The following is a 21,376-nucleotide window of genomic DNA, read 5'->3' on the forward strand; positions in this document are numbered from 1 at the left end:
CTTCGTCACGCCATGTCCGTCGCCAGATGGGCGAGGTCGCGCACCGCGCGCTCCAACGCCTCCCCGTCATGGGCGGCGAAGCCCAGCATCAGGCCGTTGCCGCCGCGACCATCCTCGTAATAGTCCGACAAAGCGGGAACGGTCAGCCCGATGGCCCTGGCCCGCGCCGACAGGACGCGGTCGGGCAGGTTTTCCGGCAGATGCAGGATGACGTGCAACCCGGCCTCGCCCGCCTCCGCCCGGCCCAACCCGGCGAATTCCCGCTCCAGCGCGTCGAGCATTCCCGCCCGTTTGCCGCCATACAGCGCCCGCATCGCCCGCAGATGCGAGGCGAAATGCCCGTCGGCCAGGAAATGATGCAGGGCGGCTTGCGGCACGACGCTGGTTCCTCCGTCGAAATGGCGGCGAACCGCCCGCACCGCGCCGACCAGATCGGGCGGGACGACGACATAACCAAGCCGCAGCGCCGGAAACATCACCTTGCTGAAGCTGCCGACATAAAGCACCCGCCCGGCCCCATCCAACCCCTGAAGCGCCGCCAGCGGCGGCCCGACATAGCGGAACTCGCTGTCGTAATCATCCTCGATGATCCAGGCGTCGCGCGCCGCCGCCCAGTCGAGCAATTGCAAGCGCCGCCGCAAACTCATGGTGACGCCCAAGGGAAACTGGTGGGACGGCGTGACCAGGGCGACGCGGGCGTCGGCCCCGCGCCGCATCCCTTCGGCGACGTCAATGCCCTCCTGATCGACCGGCACCGAAACCAGCCGGGCGCCCGCCCCCAGCAGCGCCGCCCGATTGCCCGGCCAGCCGGGATTCTCCACCCACGCCACATCGCCGGGATCGAGCAGCAGTTGCGCCACCAGCGACAGACCCTGTTGCGCGCCCGAGACGATGACCACCTGCTCCGCTTCGCAGCGCACCGCGCGCACCGCCCGCAGATAGCTGGCGACCGAGGCCCGCAAGGGAAGATGCCCCAACGGATCGGGTTCGACCGCCAAGGCGCGTCCGCCCACCCGCCAGCTTCGCCCCAACAATTGCGCCCACAGCGCGAAGGGAAAGGCCGCCAGATCGGGGCTTCCCAAGGAAAAGGGCCGTCCCTGAGGATCGCGCGTGTCCTGGCCGACGGCGGCCAAACTCAGCCCCCGGCGTGACAGCCCAACGCCGCGCCGGGTTTCCAAGCGCCCCGGCGCGCCTTGCGGCGGCGCGTCCGGCAGGGCGCTGGCGACAAAGCTGCCCGCCCCAACCTTGCCGGTGATGTAGCCCTCCGCCAACAACGTGTCATAGGCCGTCACCACCGTGTTGCGCGACAGGCCCCACTCCGTCGCCAAGGCGCGGGTTGGCGGCAGCCGTTCCCCCGGTCGTAGGCGCCCATCGACCACCGCTTGCCGCAAAGCGCGGTAAAGCTGGCGGTGCAACGGCTCCTCCCCAGCGCGGTCCAGCGCGACCGGGCCAAGGCTGGCGAGAACCGGGCGGGCGCGACGCCCCATGATGATCCTTCCCTCTGCCGATCCAATTCAAATTGGACCCAACAGAATTCTCAATATGGCTCTTTTTGCTGGACCAATTTGACGGCAAAGCTTGAGTCATCGCAACAACCGGACGCATCGCACGGCCATGAGCAGCAATTCCGATTCGCTTTCCACCCCACCCGCTTCCACCCTGCCCCAAACCCGCCGGACCCGCGCCGTGCGGTTGGGGGATCGCGGCACCCACGAGGTCGCCACCATCAACGCCATCATCGACGAGGCCCCGGTCTGCCACATCGGCTTCCTCGACGCCAACGCCGAGAGCGCCGATGGTCAAGCCGTGCCGGTGGTCATCCCGACCATTCCGTGGCGGGTCGGCGATGAGTTGCTGATTCACGGGGCGTCGTCCAGCCGGATGATTCGCCGTCTGCAAAGCGGCGGCGACGCCTGCATCACCGTGTCGTTGATCGACGGCTGGGTTCTGGCGCGTTCGGCCTTCCACCATTCGGTCAATTACCGCTCGGTGGTGCTGTTCGGGCGCCCGCGTCTGGTCGATGACGAGACGGAAAAGCGCGCCGCGCTCGACGCCTTGGTCGAGAAAATTGAACCGGGTCGAGCCGCCAAAGTGCGCGCGCCCAACGTCCAAGAGCTGAAGGCGACCAGCGTGCTGGCCTTCCCCATCAGCGAAGCGTCGGCCAAGGTTCGGTCCGGCCCGCCAAAGGATGACCCGGAGGATATGGCGCACCCGGTTTGGGCGGGCGTCGTGCCGCTGGAGATCGTCGCCGGAGCGCCCATTGAGGATCGCGGCTGACCCCAGTCATCTCCAATGAGGCAAAACAAGAAAGGCCGCGCTGGGAAAACCCAACGCGGCCTTTCTTGCAGAAAGACGGACCGTTCCGAAACCCCCGGAACGGTCCAAATCCATCCTTACTTCGCGAGCTTCGGCAGAATCTGCGCGCGACGGTTCGACGGCTCACGCACGTTGGCGCCCGTCTGAACCAGCAGCTGGCTCTCGCCCTTGCCTTCGGTCGTGATGTTGGCGGCGACGATGCCCTTGGCGATCAGCGCGTTCTTCACGGCGGTGGCGCGAGCAACCGAGAGCTTCTGGTTGTAGGCCGGCGAACCCGAGCTGTCGGTGTGGCCGACAACGTGGATCTTGGCGCCGCCCGACTTCAGGATCGCGGCGACGGCGTCGCCGACGACGCGGTCAGCGGCCGGGGTGATCGTCGACTTGTTGAAGTCGAAGAACACCAGATATTCGCTCTGCACCGTAGCCGGAGCCACCGGAGCAGCCGCGACCTGGCAGGGAACGCTGCCCTGATGGATGACGTAACCGCCGCTCGCCGTACGGGCGTCAATGCCCGCCGGAACCTGGCTGTTCCAGCCATGGACAGGGTTGCACCAGACGGTGCCCTTACCGACCAGGCTCGCGTCCTGGGCGTTGGCGGCGGCCGACAGACCGAAAGCAACAACAACGGCCGGCACGAACGCCAGACCAGCGCGAACAAGAGTCTTCATGTCTTCACTCCCTTCCAGAACCCTTCCCCATCAGAGTGCCTGCGGGGGATGAACCTTTCAATGCAAGCATCAGACCCTACGCAAGCAAGGCAGCCGTCTTCAAGTCACAGAATGCGCTGTTGGTCACAGACACCCCAGACTTTCGACCATCCGCCCCGCCAACCGGGCCTATGCTCCTCTTCCATATCAGCTTTTCCGGTAGGTTTCCGCCAAATCCGCATAGCGGCGGGCGGATACCGGAAAATAGCTGAGATCGCGTTCGGTAAGCTCACGAACCGGCTTCGCCGGGCTTCCGGCCCACAAAAACCCCTGTTTCACCCGTTTCCCGGGTGTCACAAGCGCCCCTGCGGCGACCATCGCCCCCGACTCGACATAGGCGCCATCCATGATGCAAGCCTTCATGCCGATGAAACAGCCGTCCTCCAGCGTGCAAGCGTGCAGCAGCGCCATATGGCCGACCGTGATGTCATCGCCGATGTAGGTGCCCTGCCCATCCTGGGCGACATGGATGACCGTGCCGTCCTGAATGTTCGTGCGCGTGCCGATTCGGATCTTGTTGACATCTCCGCGCACGGTGCAGCCATACCAAATTCCGCTTTCCGGGCCGATGACGACATCCCCGATCACCACAGCCGTTTCCGCGAGGAAGACGGTTGGGTCGATGGTCGGGATTACGCCGTTGAAGGCACGGATGATCGCGGACATAAGGCTGTTCCTGAGCCATGCGTGACGGGCGGGATTGAACCACCACAAGACGAGAGGCACCACCGGAATCCGCCATTCGCCAACAAAGCGGCGACAGCTGCGGCCCCTTTGCAACAGTGCGCGCCCAGCGACACAGTGATGAACGCCGGGCGCGCGCTGTCTTTGGCGGTTACGGGAACAGCGGCGCCTGGTCGATGCCGGTGGTTTCGCCGAAGCCCATCATGACGTTCATGTTCTGGATGGCCTGCCCCGACGCGCCCTTCACCAGATTGTCGATCACCGACACCAGGATGGCGCAGCCCGGCGCGCGATCCGCCACCACGCCGATCAAGGCGTGATTCGACGCGCGGACATGGCGGGTCGACGGAACCACCCCGGCGGGGGTGACGCCGACGAACGGCTCGTCCGCGTAACGCGCCGCCAACGCCGCGCGCAGATCGTCCACCGTGACGCCGTCGGTCATGCGGACATAGATCGTCGCCATCATGCCGCGATTCATCGGCGCCAGATGCGGGGTGAAGGACACCGTCACCGGACGCCCGGCGGCCCCGCGCAATTCCTGCTCGATCTCCGGCATGTGGCGGTGATGGCCGACGCCGTAGGCGGCGAATCCCTCCGACACCTCGCAGAACAGATTGGCCTGCTTGGCGTCACGCCCCGCGCCCGACACGCCCGACACGGCGTCGATGACGATGCGGTCCGATTCGATCAAGCCCTTGGACAGCAGCGGCAGCAACGGCAGCAGCGACGAGGTCGGGTAGCAGCCGGGGTTGGCCACGACTCGCGCCTGGGCGACGCCCGCGCGGTTGAACTCGGTCAGGCCGTAAACGACCTCTTTCTGAAGATCGGTCGCGCGATGCTCATGCCCATACCAAGTGGCGTATTCCGCCGGATCGGTCAGGCGGAAATCGGCGGACAGATCGACCAGTTTCAAATGGCTGGGCAGCCCGGCGATGACCTCCTGCGTGGTGCCGTGCGGCAAGGCGCAGAAAATGAAGTCCAGGGAATTCCAATCGAGCGCGTCGATCTTCACCAGATCGGGCAGGCCATAGCCGCCCAGATGCGGGAACACCTCGGCCATCGCCTTTCCGGCCTGTCGCTCGGCGGTCAGGGCGGCAATCGTGACGTTCGGGTGGCGCAGCAGCATGCGCACCAGTTCGGCGCCGGTGTAACCGGAAGCGCCCAGGATGCCGACACGAATCGGCGTGCCGCTGGATGTGCTGGTCGGGGCCATGGAACCGATGTCCTTCGCTGGGGAGTCGGATGGAAAATGAGGGCAATAAGAAAGGGGCGCCCCTTTCGGGACGCCCCTGCCTTGTACCGTAACGGCGCGGGTCCGTGTAGGGCTTAACGCTTCGAGAACTGGAAGCTGCGGCGAGCCTTGGCGCGACCGTACTTCTTACGCTCGACCGTGCGGGCGTCGCGGGTCAGGAAGCCAGCGGCCTTCAACGGCGGACGCAGGGTCGGCTCGAAGTAGGTCAGGGCCTTGGAGATGCCATGACGAACCGCGCCGGCCTGACCGGACAGACCGCCACCGGCGACCGTCGCGACCACGTCGAACTGCTGGGCGCGCTCGGTGATGCCGAACGGCTGTTCGATCATCATGCGGAGCACGGGGCGAGCGAAATAGACGCTCTGATCGCGACCGTTGACCGTGACCTTGCCGGAACCCGGCTTGATCCAGACGCGGGCGACCGCGTCCTTGCGCTTGCCGGTGGCGTAGGCGCGGCCCTGGGCGTCGAGCTTCGGCGCGGCCAGTTCTTCGGCGACGGTCGCGGTCGTGGCGGCGCCCGTCAGATCCTTCAGGCCGGAAAGGGTGGTTGTAACCTGAGCCATTTGGATTACGCGCTCCGCTTGTTCTTCGAGTTCATCGAGCCGACGTCGAGGACGACGGGCTGTTGCGCCTCATGCGGATGGGTGGCGCCCTTGTAGACCTTGAGGTGGGTCATCTGCTTACGGCCCAGCGGACCGCGCGGAACCATGCGCTCAACGGCCTTCTCAACGACACGCTCCGGATACTTGCCGTCCAGGATCTGGCCCTTGGAACGGCCCTTGATCCCACCCGGATAGCCGGTGTGCCAATAGAAGATGTCGGCGTCGCGCTTGTTGCCGGTCAGCTTCACCTTTTCCGCATTGATGACGACGATGTGATCGCCGCAATCCATGTGGGGGGTGTAGGTCGGCTTGTTCTTGCCGCGCAGGATATTCGCCAGGATGCTGGCAAGCCGTCCGAGAACGAGGCCGTCGGCGTCAACGACGTACCACTTCTTCTCGATTTCGGTCGGCTTCAGATTGAAGGTCTTCATCGCCACACTCGTTGGGTCTAACACAGATCGGCGGGCCGCCGAATCCGGGGCGCCGAAGCGGACGGTTTCTACGGTTTCGTGACGTCGGTGTCAACATAAAAATTAACCGGGAAAATCAATGATTTGCACATGCGGTATAATAATACCTCAGCGGCAACCCCATTGATTTTCCACGTCTTTTTCTCAGGGCACAGGGGATCGGTATCCCGATACCGCAATCGTCACCGGATCATGCGGCGGAATCGAATAGGTGCCGGTGGCGTGGGCGACCGGGGCCGGATCGCCTTCGGAAAAGATCAAGATCTCGCCATAGGCCAGCCGCTTGCCCAGCTTCAGGATACGCGCCTCGGCGATGATGGCGACGGGCGGCGGACGACGCAGAAAATTGATGGTCATGCTGGTGGTGACGGCCAACTCCACCCGCCCGATCAGGCTGAGCACCGCGCCATACAGCGCCACATCGGCCAGCCCGAACATCGCCGGGCCGGTGACGGTGCCGCCGGGTCGGACGAAATCATCCTTGTAGGGAAGACGCAGCCGGATCGTTCCGGCCCCCAGACTGTCGATGACGATGCCGAAGCTTCCGACCAAGGGAACCCCCTCGCGGATCAGCCGGTCGAGTTCGTCCAGTCCAATGGCGGGCAGTCCAATGGCGGGGACGGCGGGCGTGGTGGTGGCGGTCATGATCCCTCGGCTGACGGTTCGTTTGGTTGACAAACCAAAGAGTGCGTCAGAACCAAGGGGTTGGGCAAGCCGGGATGACCCGTTATTCCGCCAGCTTGGGCGTGTCGCCCGTCGTCGGGGTTGGCGCAACCGGCGGCGAGGCCGCGCCGATGGGCGCGGGCGCGGCGGGCGGCGGCTCCGAAGACGACGCCGGGGCGGACGACGACAATGGCGCCGGGGCGAGACGCACCGGCTCCTCGCTGTTGGCGGACGGGGCGGCGGGCGCCGTCGCCGGGGGCGTGACGGGTGTGGTCGCGGCGGGCGCTTCCAACGGTTCGGTCTTGATCTCGGCCTTCGCCTCGACCTTGGCCTTTTCCGGCGCGGGAACGGGAGTCGGGGCGGCTGACGGCGCAGCCGCCCCGTCGCCAAGCGCCGAATGATCGGGGATGATGCGGGCCTGACCGCCGGTGATGACCAACACCTTCTGGCCGATGGGAATCGGCGTCGGTTCGCGCTGGCTCAAGGACAGCAACTCGCCGTTCGGCTTGCGGACGATGTATTCCCAGCCGGTGGTGTCCCCGGCGATGTGCTCCAGCGTCGTGCCGAGGATCGTGCCGATGGCGCTGCCGCCCACGGTGCCCAGCGCGGAGTTGAAGCCGCCGGTCCCGACCTGCGCGCCAAGAATCCCGCCCGCCGCCCCGCCGGTCACGGCGCCGACCGTGCCGTTGGCGCTGATGGCGATCTGGCGATAGCCGACGACGACGCCCGGCTCGACCTTGTTGGCCTGCTGAACCGCCGAGCTGGAGTAGGTGTTGGGGGAGTAATCGGACGCGCAACCGGCGAGGCCACCGGCCACGACGATGAGGCAGAGCATAAATGAACGCGACAAGGGGATACCATCCGCTTGAGAGGCTTAACCTCCGTCATACGGGATGCCGGCCCGCAAGTCATCCCGCATTTTTTCGAGACCAGCCCCGATTCGCCCTGCCTTGAATCATGGGAATCCAGGCAGGGCGCGGGGATTGAACCGGGCGATCAGCCCCAGCGCATTTCGCCCTTGGCGACCTTGGCCCCGATGTCGAGCGCGATCTCCAGCCCCGCCGTCGGGTAACGGCCCTTCATGGCGGCGATCAGCGCCGCCCCGTTGGCGGCCTTGGGCAGTTCCTCATCGAACGCCCGCAGATAGTCGCGGGTGTGCCGGATCGCTCCGCCGTCGGTTGGCGAGCCGGGGGCCATGTGGGCGGCGACCACCAGGGAGGGGTTGCGCGCGGCGATGGCGTCCAGCGCCCGCAACCACGCCTGCCGCTGCTCCGGCTGCGCCGTGTCGGCGGTCCAAACATGCAGCCCGGCGAACAGCAGAACCCCGCCGAACACGCCGTTGACCGACGGCGCCCAGACGAAGGCGCGGCCCGGCAACCCCGCTTCGGGGGTGACGATCTCCAGCCGCTCGCCATCCAACTCCAGGACGGGGGCGGTCAGGACGACCGGAAGGACGATGGTGGTCGGCGCGTCGGCCCCCATCTTCGGCCCCCAGAATTCGCGCTTTTTCTCCACGGTGCGTTGGATGTGGGCGACCGTCTCCGCCGTGGCGACGATTCGCGCCTCGGGGAAGGCGGCGCGGATCTCTTCCAGGCCAAAATAATAGTCCGGGTCGCCGTGGCTGACGAACACGGTGGTCAGCCGCTTGCCGCTGGCCTTGATCGCCGCGACCTGGGCGCGCCCTTCGGAGCGAGTGAAGGCGCCGTCGATCAAAACGGCCTCCGTCGCCCCGGTCAGCAGGACCGACGCCTTGAAGAAGGAGGTGGCGGCGCCCGGAAGCACGGTCCAGGCCAGCGGCGCGGCGGCGCGCGCCGTCCCGCTCAACGGCAGGCTGGCGACGGAGCCAAGGGCCAGAGTCGCGCCAGCGACGGCGAGCAGACGGCGACGGGAAACGGGAGCGGTCATCATCATGATCTTAAAATCCTCACAGGCTTGACAGAACTGCGCCGTCGGCGATCCGCCGCAGCGTGGAAAACAGGGATTCGGGATTGCGGTAGAGCGGCTCGCTGGACAGCGCCGTCAGACCTTCGGCGGTGCGCAGGGCCAGGGTGGGCACGCCATTGCCGCGCGCCTCGGCCAGCAGCGCCCGCCCTTCGGCGGCGCGGCGCTCCACCAGCGCGTCGAGCGTCGGGTCGGCGGCGAAGCCCGCCGCCTCGCCCAGCCCCAGCGCCGACAGGATGTCGGCCAACACGGCGGGGTCGGTGACGTCGCGGCCATCGACGAAACGGGCGCTCTGGATGGCGGCCAGCGCCTCGGCCTCGCGGGCCGGGGCGACGCGGTGAACGGCGGTCAGGGCGCGGGTGGCGGCGGTCGAATCAAAGGGGCGGTCGAAGGACGCCAGCGGGCCAGACCGATACGCCTCGCTGAAGATCTGGCCGGTCAGGGCGGCGATGCGCTGGTCGTTGCTCCAGGCGTAGGCGGCGAAATGGCGGTCCATCGGACGCGCGCCGCGACCGGCGAACAGGCCGGTCGGGTGCAGCGTCAGCGGCGGCAGCCCTTCGGCCTTGGTCAGCGCGCGCAACCCCGGCGCCGCGCCATAGCACCAGCCGCACAGGGGATCATAGAGATAGTGAAGGGAAGCGGTCATGGCTGTCAGAGCGCCTTGCGTGTCGTGATGGCCGCACTGTGCGCCATCCGAATCGTTTGGCAAAGCCACCCTGTTTTTGACAAACCATCTGTCAAAACCATACAATCATCAACCGCCCCGCCCCCGCCGCCGAGCCGCCAATGTCCAGCAGTCTGAATCTGAACCGGATCGCCCATTTCGTCGCCGTGGTGGACACCGGGTCTTTCACGGCGGCGGCGGAAAAATTGGGAGTCACCAAGGCTGTGGTCAGCCAGCATGTCGCCCGGTTGGAGCAGGAGGTGCAGGCCACCCTGCTGGTCCGCACCACCCGCCGCCTGACCCCGACCGAGGCCGGGATCGCCTTTCACCGCTCCTGCGCCGCCATTTTGGAACAGGCTGAGGCGGCGGTCGCCAAGCTGTCGGAAAGCACCGACACCCCGTTCGGCACGGTGCGGGTGACGGCCCCCTTCGATTACGGAACGGCGATTCTGGCCCCGGCGGCGGCGGAGTTGTGCCGACGTCACCCCGGCTGCCGCGCCGATCTGGTTCTGACCGACCGCAGTTTGGATTTGGTGGCGGAAAAGCTGGATCTGGCCATCCGCGTCGGCTGGTTGGCCGACAGCAGCCATCAGACTCGGCGGATCGGCGGCTTTCGGCAATTGCTGGTCGGCGCGCCGGATTTGGTCGATCACGCACCCTTGCGCCATCCGGGCGAGCTGACGGCCCTGCCCTGGGTCGCGCAATCCACCCTGCGCACCCCGCTGCGTTGGAGTTTCAGCCACGCCGGCGGCGACGCCGCGACCATCGAGGCCAGCGCCGCCGTCACCGTCAACGCCACCCCGGCGGTGCGCGCCTGCGTGCTGGCCGGGGCGGGCGTCGCGGTCATTCCCGATTATCTGGTGACGGCGGACATCGCGGCGGGACGGCTGCGCCATCTCCTGCCCGACTGGAGTTTGCCGGAGGGCGGCATCCATGCGGTCTTTCCATCGGCCCGCTACCGCTCCGGCATCGTCCGCGCCCTGGTCGATCTGCTGATCCGCGCGCCGCACATGGGCCTCAGCGGCGAGGGTGACGCCCCATGATTCCACGCCGCCGCGCGATCAGGCGTGCAGGGCAAGCCCCTTGATCGCCTTGTCCACCGATTTTTTCGGGCCGTGCAAGGCAAGCCCAACGAAATCGAGCGCGTCGGGATCGCCCTCGGCGAAGACCGCCCGGTTGGCCGAGTCATGGCCGGTGGCGAACATCGCCGCGACGTAGGGGACGATGGTCAATCCACGTTCCACCGCCACCCGATGGGCGGACCGCAAGTCTGCGACGTCGGCGGCGAAAACCAGAATGGGCTGTCCCAGCATGGGGCTGTAACGCCGCCCCGCCCCATCGACATAGGGTTCGCCAATGGCGTCAGGGGCGGAGGCGGCGACGCCGGTGGCCAGAAAGGCCGCGACATTCAGCTTTTGCCAGACCGCGAGATCAGACCGGACAATGAGCGCGACTTTGTCGTCGAACACAGGGCGTTCGGACACAAGGCGTTCTGACATGGGAAGATTGGACATGGACGGTGAACTCCTTTCGCCGCCATTCTTCCCGCCCCGCGCGCCTCAGTCTGGAACGTCCGTGCAGATTCGGCGATAAGCGGCGGGCGTCATCCCATAGGCGCGACGGAACCAGCGGCCCAGATGGCTTTGATCGGCGAAGCCAACCTCCGCCGCCGTCGGGGCCGGAGCCAGCCCCGTCGCCAACAGCCGCCGCGCCGCTTTCAACCGCAGCCGCACGAGATAGGCGTGGGGCGATTGTCCGAACGCCTCGCGAAACAGCCGGTTCAGGCGAAAACGGTCCACACCGGCCATCATGGCCAACGCGTCGAGACCGACATCCTCCACCATCCGGGCGTGCAGCGCGTCGCGCGCCCGCAAGGCGGCGGACGCGGGCCGGGTTCGGCACGGCGCGGCGTCGGGCGCCACATGGCTGGTCAGGCGCCGGACCAGATGATCCAGCCCAAGATCGCGGGCCAACCGCCCTTCCCCATCGTGAAAGGACGAAAAGGCGGCGCTGATCGCCCGCGCCAGACCCGGATCATCGCTCAAGGTCGCCCGAAAACTCAAAGACGCGGCGGCGCCCGACTCCCGAACGCCCTCGGCGCGCGCCGCGAGAATGTGGATCGGCAGATAGAGCATGGCGTAGGTGAAGCCCTCGTCCACCGGGCTGCGCCCATCATGCACCTCGCCCGGCTCGATCAAAATCGCCCGACCGGGTGTGCTGATGTTGGTTTGGCGGCGGCATTGGAACTGCTGCACGCCCCGTTCGGTCACGCCAACCAGACATTCGTCGTGATCGTGCGGATCATAGGCGTGCCCGGTGAAGTGGGCGCGGATGGTCTCGATTCCGGTGTCGGCGTCACGCCGAACCGACAGCCAATTCTCCATCCCGTCCCACCCTCGCCCAAGCGCCTGAACGCGCGACGCCATTGTCGCTCCATACGCGCGCAGGCTCCAGCGCTGGCTTCGTTTCCCTGAACCTTCGTTGGACCCTGCCCACCGGCTGTGGTAGGCAGCGGCGAAAGGCCCCTTCGCTTGCCGGGACACCCACGCCATGAACGCCGTCGCCACGCTGATCGCCCCCCGCTCCGTCACGCTTGACGAGAGCGTCGTTCTGTCCGCCCGCGCGGCGCTGGTCGCGCTGGGCGCCGACGCGGGCGCGCCCGACTGGCTGGCGCCGGGAACCGCCTGCGACCTGCCCTTTGGCAATCTGGCGCCCGAACAGGCCGAGGCGGCGATCCGCCACGCGTTGAGCGGCCCGACGTTGGACATTTTCGCCCAGCCCTTCGCCACCCGGCGCAAGCGGCTGCTGATCGCCGACATGGAATCGACCATCATCGAACAGGAGATGCTGGACGAGTTGGGCGATTATGTCGGGCTGAAGGACCACATCGCCGCGATCACCGCCCGCGCCATGAACGGCGAAATCGACTTCAAGGAGGCGGTGCGCGAGCGGGTCGCCCTGTTGAAGGGGCTGAAGGAATCGGTGATCGACGAGGTTTGGCAGCGCGCCACCCTGATGCCGGGCGCGGCGCAACTGATCGCGACGATGCGGGCCAACGGCGCCGCCTGCGTTCTGGTGTCGGGCGGTTTCCGCTGCTTCACCCGCAAGGTGCGCGACTGGGTCGGCTTCAACGACGACCGGGGCAATGGGCTGGAGATCGTCGACGGCGTGATGACCGGGCTGGTCGAGGAGCCGATCCTCGACAAGGACAGCAAGCTTGAGGCTCTGCTCGCCTACGCCGGGGAACATCGGGTGCCGATGGTGGAGACGATGGCGGTCGGCGACGGGGCGAACGATTTGCCGATGCTGCTGGCCGCCGGTCTGGGCGTCGCCTATCATGCCAAACCGTCGGTGGCGGCGGAGGCGCGCGCGCGGGTGGATCACGGCGATCTGACGGCGCTGCTCTACGCCCAAGGCTACCGGATCGACGAGTTCAAGGATCGCGTTTCCTAACCCACCACCCGCGAGGCGAGGCATGACAGGCGAACACCGGCGGCGCGGGCTGTTGCGCCCGCGCGGCGGTCACGAGGCGGGCCGCGTCACCTTTGTCGAGCTGTTCTTCGATCTGGTCTTCGTCTTCGCCGTCACCCAACTGTCCCACACGCTGGCCGCTCATCCGACGGTCGGCGGGGCGCTGGAAACCGGGATGCTGTTCCTGGCGGTCTGGTGGGTGTGGATCTTCACCTCCTGGGTCACGAACTGGCTGGACCCGGAACGCACGCCGGTGCGGCTGTTGTTGCTTGGCCTGATGTTCGCCGGGTTGATCCTGTCCTCCTCCCTGCCCAGCGCGTTCGCCGGAGGGGCGTTGGTCTTCGCGGCGGCCTACAGCGTCATGCAGGTTGGCCGTTGCCTGTTCATGCTGTGGGCGCTGAAGGGCCACGCGCCGGGCAACCACCGCAATTTCCAACGAATCACCGCGTGGCTGTCCACCAGCGCCCTGCTGTGGATCGGCGGGGCGCTGCTCGGCGGGACCGGGCAATTCGCCCTGTGGGGCGCGGCGTTGGTCATTGAATATCTGTCGCCGATCGCCGGTTTCTGGACTCCCGGCCTTGGCCGCTCGACCACCGCCGATTGGGACGTCGAGGGCAGCCACATGGCCGAGCGCTGCGCCCTGTTCATCATCATCGCGCTGGGCGAATCGATCCTCGTCACCGGGGCGACCTTCGCCGAGCACGCCCGCTCATTGGAGGCTTTGTCGGCCTTCGCCGTCGCCTTCGTCGGCAGCGTCGCCCTGTGGTGGATCTATTTCGACAAGGGGGCGGAGCACGCCACCCACCGCATCGCCAGCTCCGCCGATCCCGGACGGTTGGCCCGCATCGCCTACACCTATCTCCATCTGCCCATCGTCGCCGGAATCATCGTCGGCGCGGTGGGGGACGAACGGATGCTCGCCCACCCGCAGGACGCCGCCAACGCGGCCAGCGTCGCCGTGATCGTCGGCGGCCCGGCCTTGTCGGTGCTGGGCATCACCCTGTTCAAATGGATCAATTACGACCGCTGGGCGCCGCCGCTGTCGCATCTGGTCGGGTTGGCGCTGTTCGCCCTGCTGGCCGTGGTCGGCGGCGGCCTGTCGGTTCTGACGCTCGGCGCGGCGGCCACGGCGGTTCTGCTGCTGGTGGCGCTGTGGGAGACCCGCGCGCTGGGGAGTCATACCGGAACGTCAAGGACTTGACGTTCCGTATTGCGTTCAAACGCCACGCAGGCTTTTCCGCGCCCATGGGGGCGCGCCGCCGCCGTCGCGGCGGGCCAGCGGGCGCCAAACGCCCGCTGGCGTCAGCCCCAAACGCCGCGCACGTAGGGCGTCAACTGCGTGTCTTGCAGGATGATGTGGCGGACCAGCCAGTCGGCGGTGAATTTGTAGAGCTTTTCGGCGTTCTCGTGCGTCGGATCCACGGAAAAGCGGTTTGACAGCTCGCTGACCAACCGAACCGCTTCGCGGTGCTGGTGCACATGCTCCTCGTATTTCGGGTAATGCGCCAGTTGCATGATCCGCTCTTCGCGCGCGAAATGCTCCTTGGTGTATTCCAGCAGCTTGACCAGAATCTTGGCGACGCGGATCGGCTGGAACCGCTCGCTGGTCAGCGCCGCGTCGAGTTCGTTGAGATACCCGATCAAGTGCTTGTGATCGTCGTCGATGGCTGGCTGACCAACGCTCAACTGCCGTCGCCACGTGATGACGCCCATGCCCCCCCGGCCTCCTCCATCGCCGGTCCACCCGATGGAAGGGGCGGTTCCCGGCATCATGCCTGCCGGGGATTATGGTGGTGTTACCAGTCCGGCCAAACGGTCAGCGGCGTCACACGGCAATTTGACGCACCCAAAGCGCGAGTTCCCGCCCGCCACGCAAAACGGGCGGAAGCGTCGCCGCTCCCGCCCGTTCATCAGAAGACGCTGTTGCTCGGAAACGATCAGCCGATGATCGAATAACCGCAATCGACGTAGGTGGTGTCGCCGGTGATGCCCTTGGCCCCGTCGGTGGCGAGGAAGGCGGTGGTGTAGCCGACCTCTTCAATCGTCACCAGACGGTGTTCCGGGGTGCGTTCCGCCGCCTTGTTCATCAGATCGTCGAAATGAGCGATGCCCGACGCCGCGCGGGTCTTGATCGGACCCGGCGAGATGGCGTGAACGCGGATGCCCTTCGGCCCCAATTCAGCGGCCAGATAGCGCACGCTGGCTTCCAGCGCCGCCTTGACCGGCCCCATGACGCCGTAATTGTCGATGACGCGGTTGGCGCCGAAATAGGACATGGTGAACAGCGAACCGCCGTTGGTCATCAGCGGCTCGGCGTAGCGGGCCATGCGGATGAAGGAGTGGCAGGAGACGTCCATCGCCTGCTGGAAGCCTTCGCGCGAGCAATCGACGACGCGGCCATGCAGGTCTTCCTTCGGCGCGAAGGCGATGCTGTGCAGGGCGAAATCCAGACGGCCCCACTTTTCGCCGATCTTGTCGAAGATCGCCTTCAACTCGCCCTCGCCGGTGACGTCCACCGGCTCGAAAATTTCGGCCTCAAGCTGCTGGGCCAGCGGCTCGACGTGCTTCTTGGCCTTTTCGTTCAGATAGCTGATCGCCAGATCGGCGCCCATCGCGCGGAAGGCGCGGGCGCAGCCCCAGGCGATCGACTGGTCGTTGGCGATGCCAAGGATGAGACCCTTTTTGCCTTCGAGCGTGGCGATGGCGGGAATGATCGTGGTCATGGGACTATCCTGATGTCAGGGTGACGGATTGGGACACCGAAGGCGGTTCCATCTCTGGGCCGACCAAAGCCGTTGCCCGAAATGCGCGTCGATTTCCTTTTGTGCGTTGCACCATAAACCAAGAAGAACACACAATCAACTTGTTCGTACTGCAACAAAATCGACATGAGCATTGCAAAAGTCGATCACTTCGCCGTCGCAGTATAAAGGTCAGATACTATATGGCGCTTTCTTTCATTGATCCACGTCAAGAACCATCTCTTTTTGAGACGGTTCACAGACGATCTCTTTGCCGCGCCCGCGATCTGGACGTTTGACGGGGCGGAATGGGACGGCCCCATCCCACCCCATCAATGGTCCGCCGCCGGAGCCACGGTCTCCTTCACCCCGCCGCCCGCGCTCGTCACCGCGTCGGGCGCCGGGCACAGGGCGGCCATGGCGGAGGCGTCCTGCAACCAATAGGGCGGCACGCCGTAATAGGTGTGGATGGCCAGCGCCCATTGCCGGTCGCCCATGTCCGGGCGCTGGCTCCCGCTGAAGCGCGGCGCTCCGCTCAAACGCTCCTTCGACAGCGGCAGGCTGTAGGCGCCGTCGGGGCCGGGTTTGATCAGCGCCCACGGCACCGGGGCCTGGCTGTCGCCGACGCCGAGAAAGCCGCCGCCCAACGTCACCACCGCGTAAGCGACGCGTCCCGCCTGCGGGTCGATGACAAGATCGGTGATGCTTCCCACGACCGTCCCATCCTCCCCGCGCAACTCGGCCTTGGCCAGTTGCACGGCGTCGATCACCTGGGGCTTGGCGATGACTTGGCGCAGCCGGTCGGCCTGCCCCAACACCTCAAGACAGGCCGGAACGTCGGTGGGCAGGCCAAGCCGCAGCGCGCTGAACAGAAGGGCGCGGAGCTGCGCGATCTCCTTGGGCGAAATGGAGGTTGGGGCGGCCTTCACCCCCGCCTCCAACCCGGCGATTTGCTCTTTCAGAACAACGATGCCGTCGGCGCAGGCGTCGGCGGCCTGCGCCGCCGTCGCTCCGGTCATCAAACTTCCCAGCGCGCCCAACACAAGAGCGGCGGCGCGCACGCGGCGCGTCGTGATCGGGAACAGAATCATGGTCGGGGAGTCTCCGGCGTTGGAATTTGGACGTCTCACACCAACGCCCCACCCCGCCGAAGGTTCCCGACCCGCCGCCTCAGTCCGCCGCCGTCAGCCCGGCCCCATCAACCCGGCAATGGCAAGCCGCCGCGCTGGACGATGAAGGATTGGATGGCGTCCAGCCCCTCGCCCGCCTTGATGTTGGTGAAGACGAAGGGGCGGTCGCCGCGCATCTTGCGGCTGTCGCGGTCCATCACCTCCAGGCTGGCGCCGACCAGCGGGGCCAGATCGGTCTTGTTGATGACCAGCAGATCCGAGCGGGTGATGCCCGGCCCGCCCTTGCGCGGGATCTTGTCGCCCGCCGACACGTCGATGACGTAGATGGTGATGTCGGCCAGTTCCGGCGAAAAGGTCGCCGCGAGGTTGTCGCCGCCGGATTCGATGAAGATCAAATCCAGATTCGGAAACTTCGCGTTCATCGTCTCGACGGCGGCGAGGTTGATCGAGGCGTCCTCGCGAATCGCCGTGTGCGGGCAACCGCCGGTCTCCACCCCCATGATCCGCTCCGGCTTCAACGCGCCGGATCGGGTGAGGAACTCCGCGTCCTCCTTGGTGTAGATGTCGTTGGTGATCGCCGCGACCTCCCAATCGTCGCGCATGCGCTTGCACAGCGCGTCGGTCAGCGCCGTCTTGCCCGACCCGACGGGGCCGCCGATGCCAACGCGCAACGGGCCGGTGTGGCTCTTTTCGATGGCGGAATGTGCGGTCATGAGCGGAACAGCCTCGTGTATTGGGTTTCGTGAATCATCGACGTCCAATCGACGGCCAGCGCCCGGCCGCCGAGATCCTCCAGCGGGGTGGACAGCGCCGCCACCGCCGCCGCGTGGGTGATGGGGTCGAGCGCGGCCAGCGCCCGTTGCCCGTCGGTCTGCCCCAACGGCACCAGCCGCACCCCCGCCGAAACGAGGTTGGCGGCGAAGGCGTGCAGACAGGCGGTCAAGGCCGGTCCCTCCGCCACGCCGATCAGGGCCGATACCAGGGCGACGGCGACGGAATAGGCGGGCGGGCGTCCGGTCGCGGTCAAAACCTTGTCCCAGCGCGCCAAGCCGTCGAGCGGCCACGCGGCGCGGATCGCCAGCAGAAAGGCGGTTCCCTGCGCGCGGGATTCCAGCGCGGTTTCGCTCGACGCCCGCATCGCGTCGGCCCGCTCCACCGCCCAGGCGAAGGCGGCCTCGTCCCCCGCCCGCACCGCGCGGTGGATGGCGAGGAACAGCGCGCCGTCCGTCCGCCCGGCCCCGTGGCGCAGGATCCCGTCCAGCCAGACGATCAACGTGGCGCGGTCGCGGACCAACCCGCGCTCCACCGCCGCCTCGATGCCATGGCTGTAGGAAAAGCCGCCGACGGGAAAGGATGGCGACAGCCACGCCAACAGCCGGGTCATTGCGTGGGTGGAGAGGCCCGCCGCCTCAAGTCCCTCTCCCATTTTGGGAGAGGGAAGGGACCCATGCGTCGCATGGGAAGGGTGAGGGGTTGGTCGAGGATCGGAAGGCTCCCTGTCTGGACAGCCCCTCACCCTCCCCGCCTCTGGCGGGTCCCCTCCCTCTCCCGAGGCGGGAGAGGGCTTATCCATGCGAATGCCCGCCATAGGCGCCGCCTTCCGGCATGAAGGCGGCGACCACGTCGCGGACCTCCGCGCCCAGCCCGGTCAGCATGTCGGCGATCACATGGTCGCGGCGCAGGCGGATGACGTCGCCGGTGATCTGCACCGGCAAATGCCGGTTGCCGAGATGCCAGGCGACGCGGGCGAAGGATTCCACCGGACCGGACACCCGGACCTCCATCAACTCCTCCGCAGCCGCGATCACGCGCAGAAAGCCGCCATCGGTCATTTCCAGCCCGTCGCCCTCGTCCAGCGCCACGGCGCGCGGCAGGTCGAGCAGAAAGGCGGCGCCGCCATCGTCGGTCATCGCCATGCGGCGGCGGTGGCGGTCGTCGAAGGCCAGCGTCACGGCGCCGACGGCGCGGTCCAACGGCCAATGGCCTCGGGCGTGGACGCGGGTGGCGCGGCGGGTGGGGTCGGTGGTCATGGGGACAGCCGTTCAAAGGGGGTCGGATGGCCGAAAAAGCGCCCGGCCAAGTCGCTGACCAGCGGCGCCGATCCGGTGGTGAAGAAACGCACGCCGCTCTCTCCCGCCGCCGGGCGGTATTCGGGGTGGCGGTCGAGATACTGCTCCAGCGAGCGGGCGCTGAGCAGCGGTTGCGACAGGATGTCGACGCCGGGCGGCAAGGCGGCGCTGAACAGATGCGCGACCAGCGGGTAATGGGTGCAGCCCAACACCACGGCGTCGAGCGGCTCCCCTCCCAGCCGATCCAGCAGCGCGGCGACGTAGCCCGCAACGGCGGGGGCAAGCTCCGCGTCCGACGCGCCGCGTTCGATCAACGGCACCAGATCGGGGCAGGCCTGCTGCACGACGCGGACGGACGGCGCGCGCTTGCCGATTTCGCGCGGGAAGGAGCCGGAGTTGACCGTCGCCAGGGTGGCGAAGACGCCGACCGTGCGCGGTTCGGCCAAATGGTCGGGCGGCACGGTGTCGATCATCCACGGCACCCGCGTGATCGCCTCCACCATCGGCACCAGCACGCCCAGCACGTTGCGCCCCGGATGGGCCGTGGGCAGCCATTCCTGTTGCAAACGGCGCAGCGACACGGCGGCGGCGGTGTTGCAGGCGATGACCACCAGCGTGCAACCCTGATCGAACAGCCGTTCCATCCCCCGCAGGGTCAGGCGGTGGATGTCCTCCTCGTCGCGCGGCCCATAGGGGGCGGCGGCGTGGTCGCCGAGATAAACGAACGGGCGGTCCGGGGCCGCGTCCACCAACGCCCGCAACACCGTCAACCCGCCATGGCCCGAATCAAAAACACCGATCACGAATGGAAACCCTGTTTGTTGCCCCTTCTCCCCCTCAGGCGAGAAGGTTGGGATGAGGGGGTTCGGCACAGCCGAAGAAAGCCACCCTCCGCATCCCCCTCACCCTAAACCCTCTCCCCAGGGGGGAGAGGGAAAAGCGCCGCGTCTTAGAACAGAAAATACCGCTGCGCCATCGGCAGGACCGAAGCCGGTTCGCAGGTCAGCAGCACGCCGTCGGCCCGCACCTCGTAGGTTTCGGGATCGACCTCGATGTGCGGCATGGCGTCGTTGTGGATCATGTCCTTTTTGCCGACGGTCCGGGTTCCTTTCACCGCGATCAATTCCCGGTGCAGGCCCAGATGCCGCCCAACCTCCATCTCCAGCGATTTGGCGCTGACGAAGGTGACGTTGCTGGCTTGGAGCGAGCGGCCGTAGGAGCCGAACATGCGGCGGTAATGCACCGGCTGCGGCGTCGGGATGGAGGCGTTGGGGTCGCCCATCAGCGCCGCCGCGATGGTGCCGCATTTGATGACCATGTCGGGCTTCACGCCAAAGAAGGCGGGCGACCACACCACCAGATCGGCCAGCTTGCCGACGGCGATGGAGCCGACGGCGTGGGCGATGCCGTGCGACAGCGCCGGGTTGATGGTGTATTTGGCGATGTAGCGCTTCACCCGCGCGTTGTCGTTGTCGCCGGTTTCCTGCGGCAAACGCCCACGCTGGGCCTTCATCTTGTGCGCCGTCTGCCAGGTGCGGATGATGACCTCGCCCAGACGGCCCATCGCCTGGCTGTCCGAGCTGATCATCGAGAAAACGCCCAGATCATGCAGGATGTCTTCCGCCGCGATGGTTTCGCGCCGGATGCGGCTTTCGGCGAAGGCGACGTCTTCGGGGATGCGCGGGCTGAGATGATGGCAGACCATCAGCATGTCGAGATGCTCGTCCACCGTGTTGACGGTGAAGGGCCGCGTCGGGTTGGTCGAGCTGGGCAGCACGTTCGGCAGGCCCGCCACCTTGATGATGTCCGGGGCGTGGCCGCCGCCCGCCCCTTCGGTGTGGAAGGCGTGGATGGTGCGCCCGGCGAAGGCCGCGACGGTGTCCTCGACGAAGCCCGATTCGTTCAGCGTGTCGGTGTGGATCGCCACCTGCACGTCGAACTGGTCGGCCACCGACAGACAGGTGTCGATGGCGTCCGGCGTGGTCCCCCAATCCTCGTGCAGCTTCAACCCGCAGGCCCCGGCGGCGATCTGTTCGATCAGCGCGTCGGGGCGGCTGGCGTTGCCCTTGCCGAAGAAACCGAGGTTGATCGGCAGCCCTTCCGCCGCCTGGAGCATCCGCTCCATGTGCCACGGCCCCGGCGTGCAGGTGGTGGCCGAGGTTCCCGCCGCCGGGCCGGTGCCGCCGCCCAGCATGGTGGTGACGCCGCTGTTCAGCGCCTCGTCCACCTGTTGGGGGCAGATGAAATGAATGTGGGCGTCGATGCCGCCCGCCGTGACGATCTTGCCCTCGCCCGCGATCACCTCGGTGCCGGGGCCGATGACGATGGTCACGCCGGGCTGAACGTCGGGGTTGCCCGCCTTGCCGATGGCGGCGATGCGCCCGCCGGTGATGCCGATGTCGGCCTTGACGACGCCCCAATGGTCGATGATGAGGGCGTTGGTGATGACGGTGTCCACCGCGCCCTGGTGGCGCGAGCGTTGCGACTGGCCCATGCCGTCGCGAATCACCTTGCCGCCGCCGAACTTCACCTCGTCGCCGTAAACGGTGTGGTCGTGTTCGACCTCGACGATCAGGTCGGTGTCGGCCAACCGGATGCGGTCGCCGGTGGTCGGGCCGTAGAGGGCCGCGTATTCGGCCCGGTCGATGCGATGCGCCATGCTG

The 21,376-nt window shown here is 67.0% G+C and carries 24 protein-coding genes; 4 read left to right on the plus strand and 20 right to left on the minus strand.

The window, feature by feature from the left end; all coding sequences use genetic code 11:
* Nucleotides 1-5: 5 nt before the first annotated feature.
* Nucleotides 6-1,487 (minus strand): MocR-like pyridoxine biosynthesis transcription factor PdxR, encoded by a 1,482-nt coding sequence (pdxR, locus tag D3877_RS05485; protein WP_119829702.1) that lies wholly within the window; start codon nt 1,485-1,487, stop codon nt 6-8.
* Nucleotides 1,488-1,614: 127 nt separating this feature from the next.
* Here pdxR and D3877_RS05490 point away from each other — a divergent pair, with 127 nt between their 5' ends.
* The gene (locus D3877_RS05490; protein WP_119829703.1) at nt 1,615-2,277 is read left to right on the plus strand and encodes a pyridoxamine 5'-phosphate oxidase family protein; all 663 of its coding nucleotides are present in this window, start codon (nt 1,615-1,617) and stop codon (nt 2,275-2,277) included.
* A gap of 116 nt (nt 2,278-2,393) precedes the next feature.
* On the opposite strand, the gene D3877_RS05495 is transcribed toward D3877_RS05490, so the two are convergent.
* The 9 genes from D3877_RS05495 to D3877_RS05535 form a co-directional block, all read right to left on the minus strand.
* Entirely contained in the window at nt 2,394-2,984 is a 591-nt protein-coding gene (locus tag D3877_RS05495; RefSeq protein ID WP_119829704.1) for an OmpA family protein, read from the minus strand.
* A gap of 186 nt (nt 2,985-3,170) precedes the next feature.
* Nucleotides 3,171-3,689: a gamma carbonic anhydrase family protein gene (locus tag D3877_RS05500; RefSeq protein ID WP_119829705.1), complete on the minus strand. Its 519-nt coding sequence runs from the start codon at nt 3,687-3,689 to the stop codon at nt 3,171-3,173.
* Nucleotides 3,690-3,858: 169 nt separating this feature from the next.
* On the minus strand, nt 3,859-4,923 hold the full coding sequence (argC, locus tag D3877_RS05505) for an N-acetyl-gamma-glutamyl-phosphate reductase (RefSeq protein WP_119829706.1): 1,065 nt from the start codon (nt 4,921-4,923) through the stop codon (nt 3,859-3,861).
* A gap of 113 nt (nt 4,924-5,036) precedes the next feature.
* Nucleotides 5,037-5,525: a 30S ribosomal protein S9 gene (gene rpsI, locus D3877_RS05510; protein WP_119829707.1), complete on the minus strand. Its 489-nt coding sequence runs from the start codon at nt 5,523-5,525 to the stop codon at nt 5,037-5,039.
* A gap of 5 nt (nt 5,526-5,530) precedes the next feature.
* Nucleotides 5,531-5,995 carry a 50S ribosomal protein L13 gene (gene rplM / locus D3877_RS05515; protein ID WP_119829708.1) on the minus strand — a complete coding sequence of 155 codons (465 nt, stop codon included), beginning with the start codon at nt 5,993-5,995 and terminating at the stop codon, nt 5,531-5,533.
* A 183-nt stretch (nt 5,996-6,178) separates the two neighbouring features.
* Nucleotides 6,179-6,679: a PaaI family thioesterase gene (locus D3877_RS05520; RefSeq protein ID WP_119829709.1), complete on the minus strand. Its 501-nt coding sequence runs from the start codon at nt 6,677-6,679 to the stop codon at nt 6,179-6,181.
* A gap of 82 nt (nt 6,680-6,761) precedes the next feature.
* The gene (locus tag D3877_RS05525) at nt 6,762-7,547 is read right to left on the minus strand and encodes an outer membrane lipoprotein (protein WP_238474740.1); all 786 of its coding nucleotides are present in this window, start codon (nt 7,545-7,547) and stop codon (nt 6,762-6,764) included.
* 146 nt (nt 7,548-7,693) lie between these two features.
* Entirely contained in the window at nt 7,694-8,608 is a 915-nt protein-coding gene (locus D3877_RS05530) for an MBL fold metallo-hydrolase (RefSeq protein WP_238474741.1), read from the minus strand.
* A gap of 13 nt (nt 8,609-8,621) precedes the next feature.
* Nucleotides 8,622-9,284 carry a DsbA family protein gene (locus D3877_RS05535; RefSeq protein ID WP_119829710.1) on the minus strand — a complete coding sequence of 221 codons (663 nt, stop codon included), beginning with the start codon at nt 9,282-9,284 and terminating at the stop codon, nt 8,622-8,624.
* 140 nt (nt 9,285-9,424) lie between these two features.
* Here D3877_RS05535 and D3877_RS05540 point away from each other — a divergent pair, with 140 nt between their 5' ends.
* Nucleotides 9,425-10,345 carry a LysR family transcriptional regulator gene (locus tag D3877_RS05540; RefSeq protein ID WP_119829711.1) on the plus strand — a complete coding sequence of 307 codons (921 nt, stop codon included), beginning with the start codon at nt 9,425-9,427 and terminating at the stop codon, nt 10,343-10,345.
* A gap of 18 nt (nt 10,346-10,363) precedes the next feature.
* Here D3877_RS05540 and D3877_RS05545 read toward each other — a convergent pair whose 3' ends face one another.
* On the minus strand, nt 10,364-10,816 hold the full coding sequence (locus tag D3877_RS05545) for a DUF2000 family protein (RefSeq protein WP_238474742.1): 453 nt from the start codon (nt 10,814-10,816) through the stop codon (nt 10,364-10,366).
* Nucleotides 10,817-10,861: 45 nt separating this feature from the next.
* Entirely contained in the window at nt 10,862-11,728 is an 867-nt protein-coding gene (locus D3877_RS05550; protein WP_119829712.1) for an AraC family transcriptional regulator, read from the minus strand.
* A gap of 124 nt (nt 11,729-11,852) precedes the next feature.
* Here D3877_RS05550 and serB point away from each other — a divergent pair, with 124 nt between their 5' ends.
* Both serB and D3877_RS05560 read left to right on the plus strand, forming a co-directional pair.
* A complete protein-coding gene (serB, locus tag D3877_RS05555; RefSeq protein WP_119829713.1) occupies nt 11,853-12,755 on the plus strand; it encodes a phosphoserine phosphatase SerB in 903 nt (300 codons plus the stop codon).
* A gap of 22 nt (nt 12,756-12,777) precedes the next feature.
* Nucleotides 12,778-13,974 (plus strand): low temperature requirement protein A, encoded by a 1,197-nt coding sequence (locus D3877_RS05560; RefSeq protein ID WP_119829714.1) that lies wholly within the window; start codon nt 12,778-12,780, stop codon nt 13,972-13,974.
* A 101-nt stretch (nt 13,975-14,075) separates the two neighbouring features.
* On the opposite strand, the gene D3877_RS05565 is transcribed toward D3877_RS05560, so the two are convergent.
* The 8 genes from D3877_RS05565 to ureC form a co-directional block, all read right to left on the minus strand.
* Nucleotides 14,076-14,486: a bacteriohemerythrin gene (locus D3877_RS05565; protein ID WP_119829715.1), complete on the minus strand. Its 411-nt coding sequence runs from the start codon at nt 14,484-14,486 to the stop codon at nt 14,076-14,078.
* Between the two features lie 224 nt (nt 14,487-14,710).
* Nucleotides 14,711-15,496, minus strand: coding sequence for an enoyl-ACP reductase FabI (gene fabI / locus D3877_RS05570; RefSeq protein WP_119829716.1), 786 nt, complete (start codon nt 15,494-15,496; stop codon nt 14,711-14,713).
* Nucleotides 15,497-15,846: 350 nt separating this feature from the next.
* Nucleotides 15,847-16,605 (minus strand): PRC-barrel domain-containing protein, encoded by a 759-nt coding sequence (locus D3877_RS05575; protein WP_119829717.1) that lies wholly within the window; start codon nt 16,603-16,605, stop codon nt 15,847-15,849.
* A gap of 107 nt (nt 16,606-16,712) precedes the next feature.
* Nucleotides 16,713-17,357 (minus strand): urease accessory protein UreG, encoded by a 645-nt coding sequence (ureG, locus tag D3877_RS05580; RefSeq protein ID WP_119829718.1) that lies wholly within the window; start codon nt 17,355-17,357, stop codon nt 16,713-16,715.
* Nucleotides 17,354-18,070, minus strand: coding sequence for an urease accessory protein UreF (locus D3877_RS05585; protein WP_119829719.1), 717 nt, complete (start codon nt 18,068-18,070; stop codon nt 17,354-17,356). The genes ureG and D3877_RS05585 overlap by 4 nt, the downstream gene beginning before the upstream one ends.
* A 139-nt stretch (nt 18,071-18,209) precedes the next feature.
* On the minus strand, nt 18,210-18,674 hold the full coding sequence (locus tag D3877_RS05590; RefSeq protein ID WP_119829720.1) for an urease accessory protein UreE: 465 nt from the start codon (nt 18,672-18,674) through the stop codon (nt 18,210-18,212).
* Nucleotides 18,671-19,516 (minus strand): glutamate racemase, encoded by an 846-nt coding sequence (gene murI, locus D3877_RS05595; protein WP_119829721.1) that lies wholly within the window; start codon nt 19,514-19,516, stop codon nt 18,671-18,673. Before murI ends, D3877_RS05590 begins: the two co-directional genes overlap by 4 nt.
* Nucleotides 19,517-19,662: 146 nt before the next feature.
* The gene (gene ureC / locus D3877_RS05600; protein ID WP_119829722.1) at nt 19,663-21,372 is read right to left on the minus strand and encodes an urease subunit alpha; all 1,710 of its coding nucleotides are present in this window, start codon (nt 21,370-21,372) and stop codon (nt 19,663-19,665) included.
* Nucleotides 21,373-21,376 lie beyond the last annotated feature (4 nt).

Source organism: Azospirillum cavernae (assembly GCF_003590795.1).
Classification (GTDB): Bacteria; Pseudomonadota; Alphaproteobacteria; order Azospirillales; family Azospirillaceae; genus Azospirillum; species Azospirillum cavernae.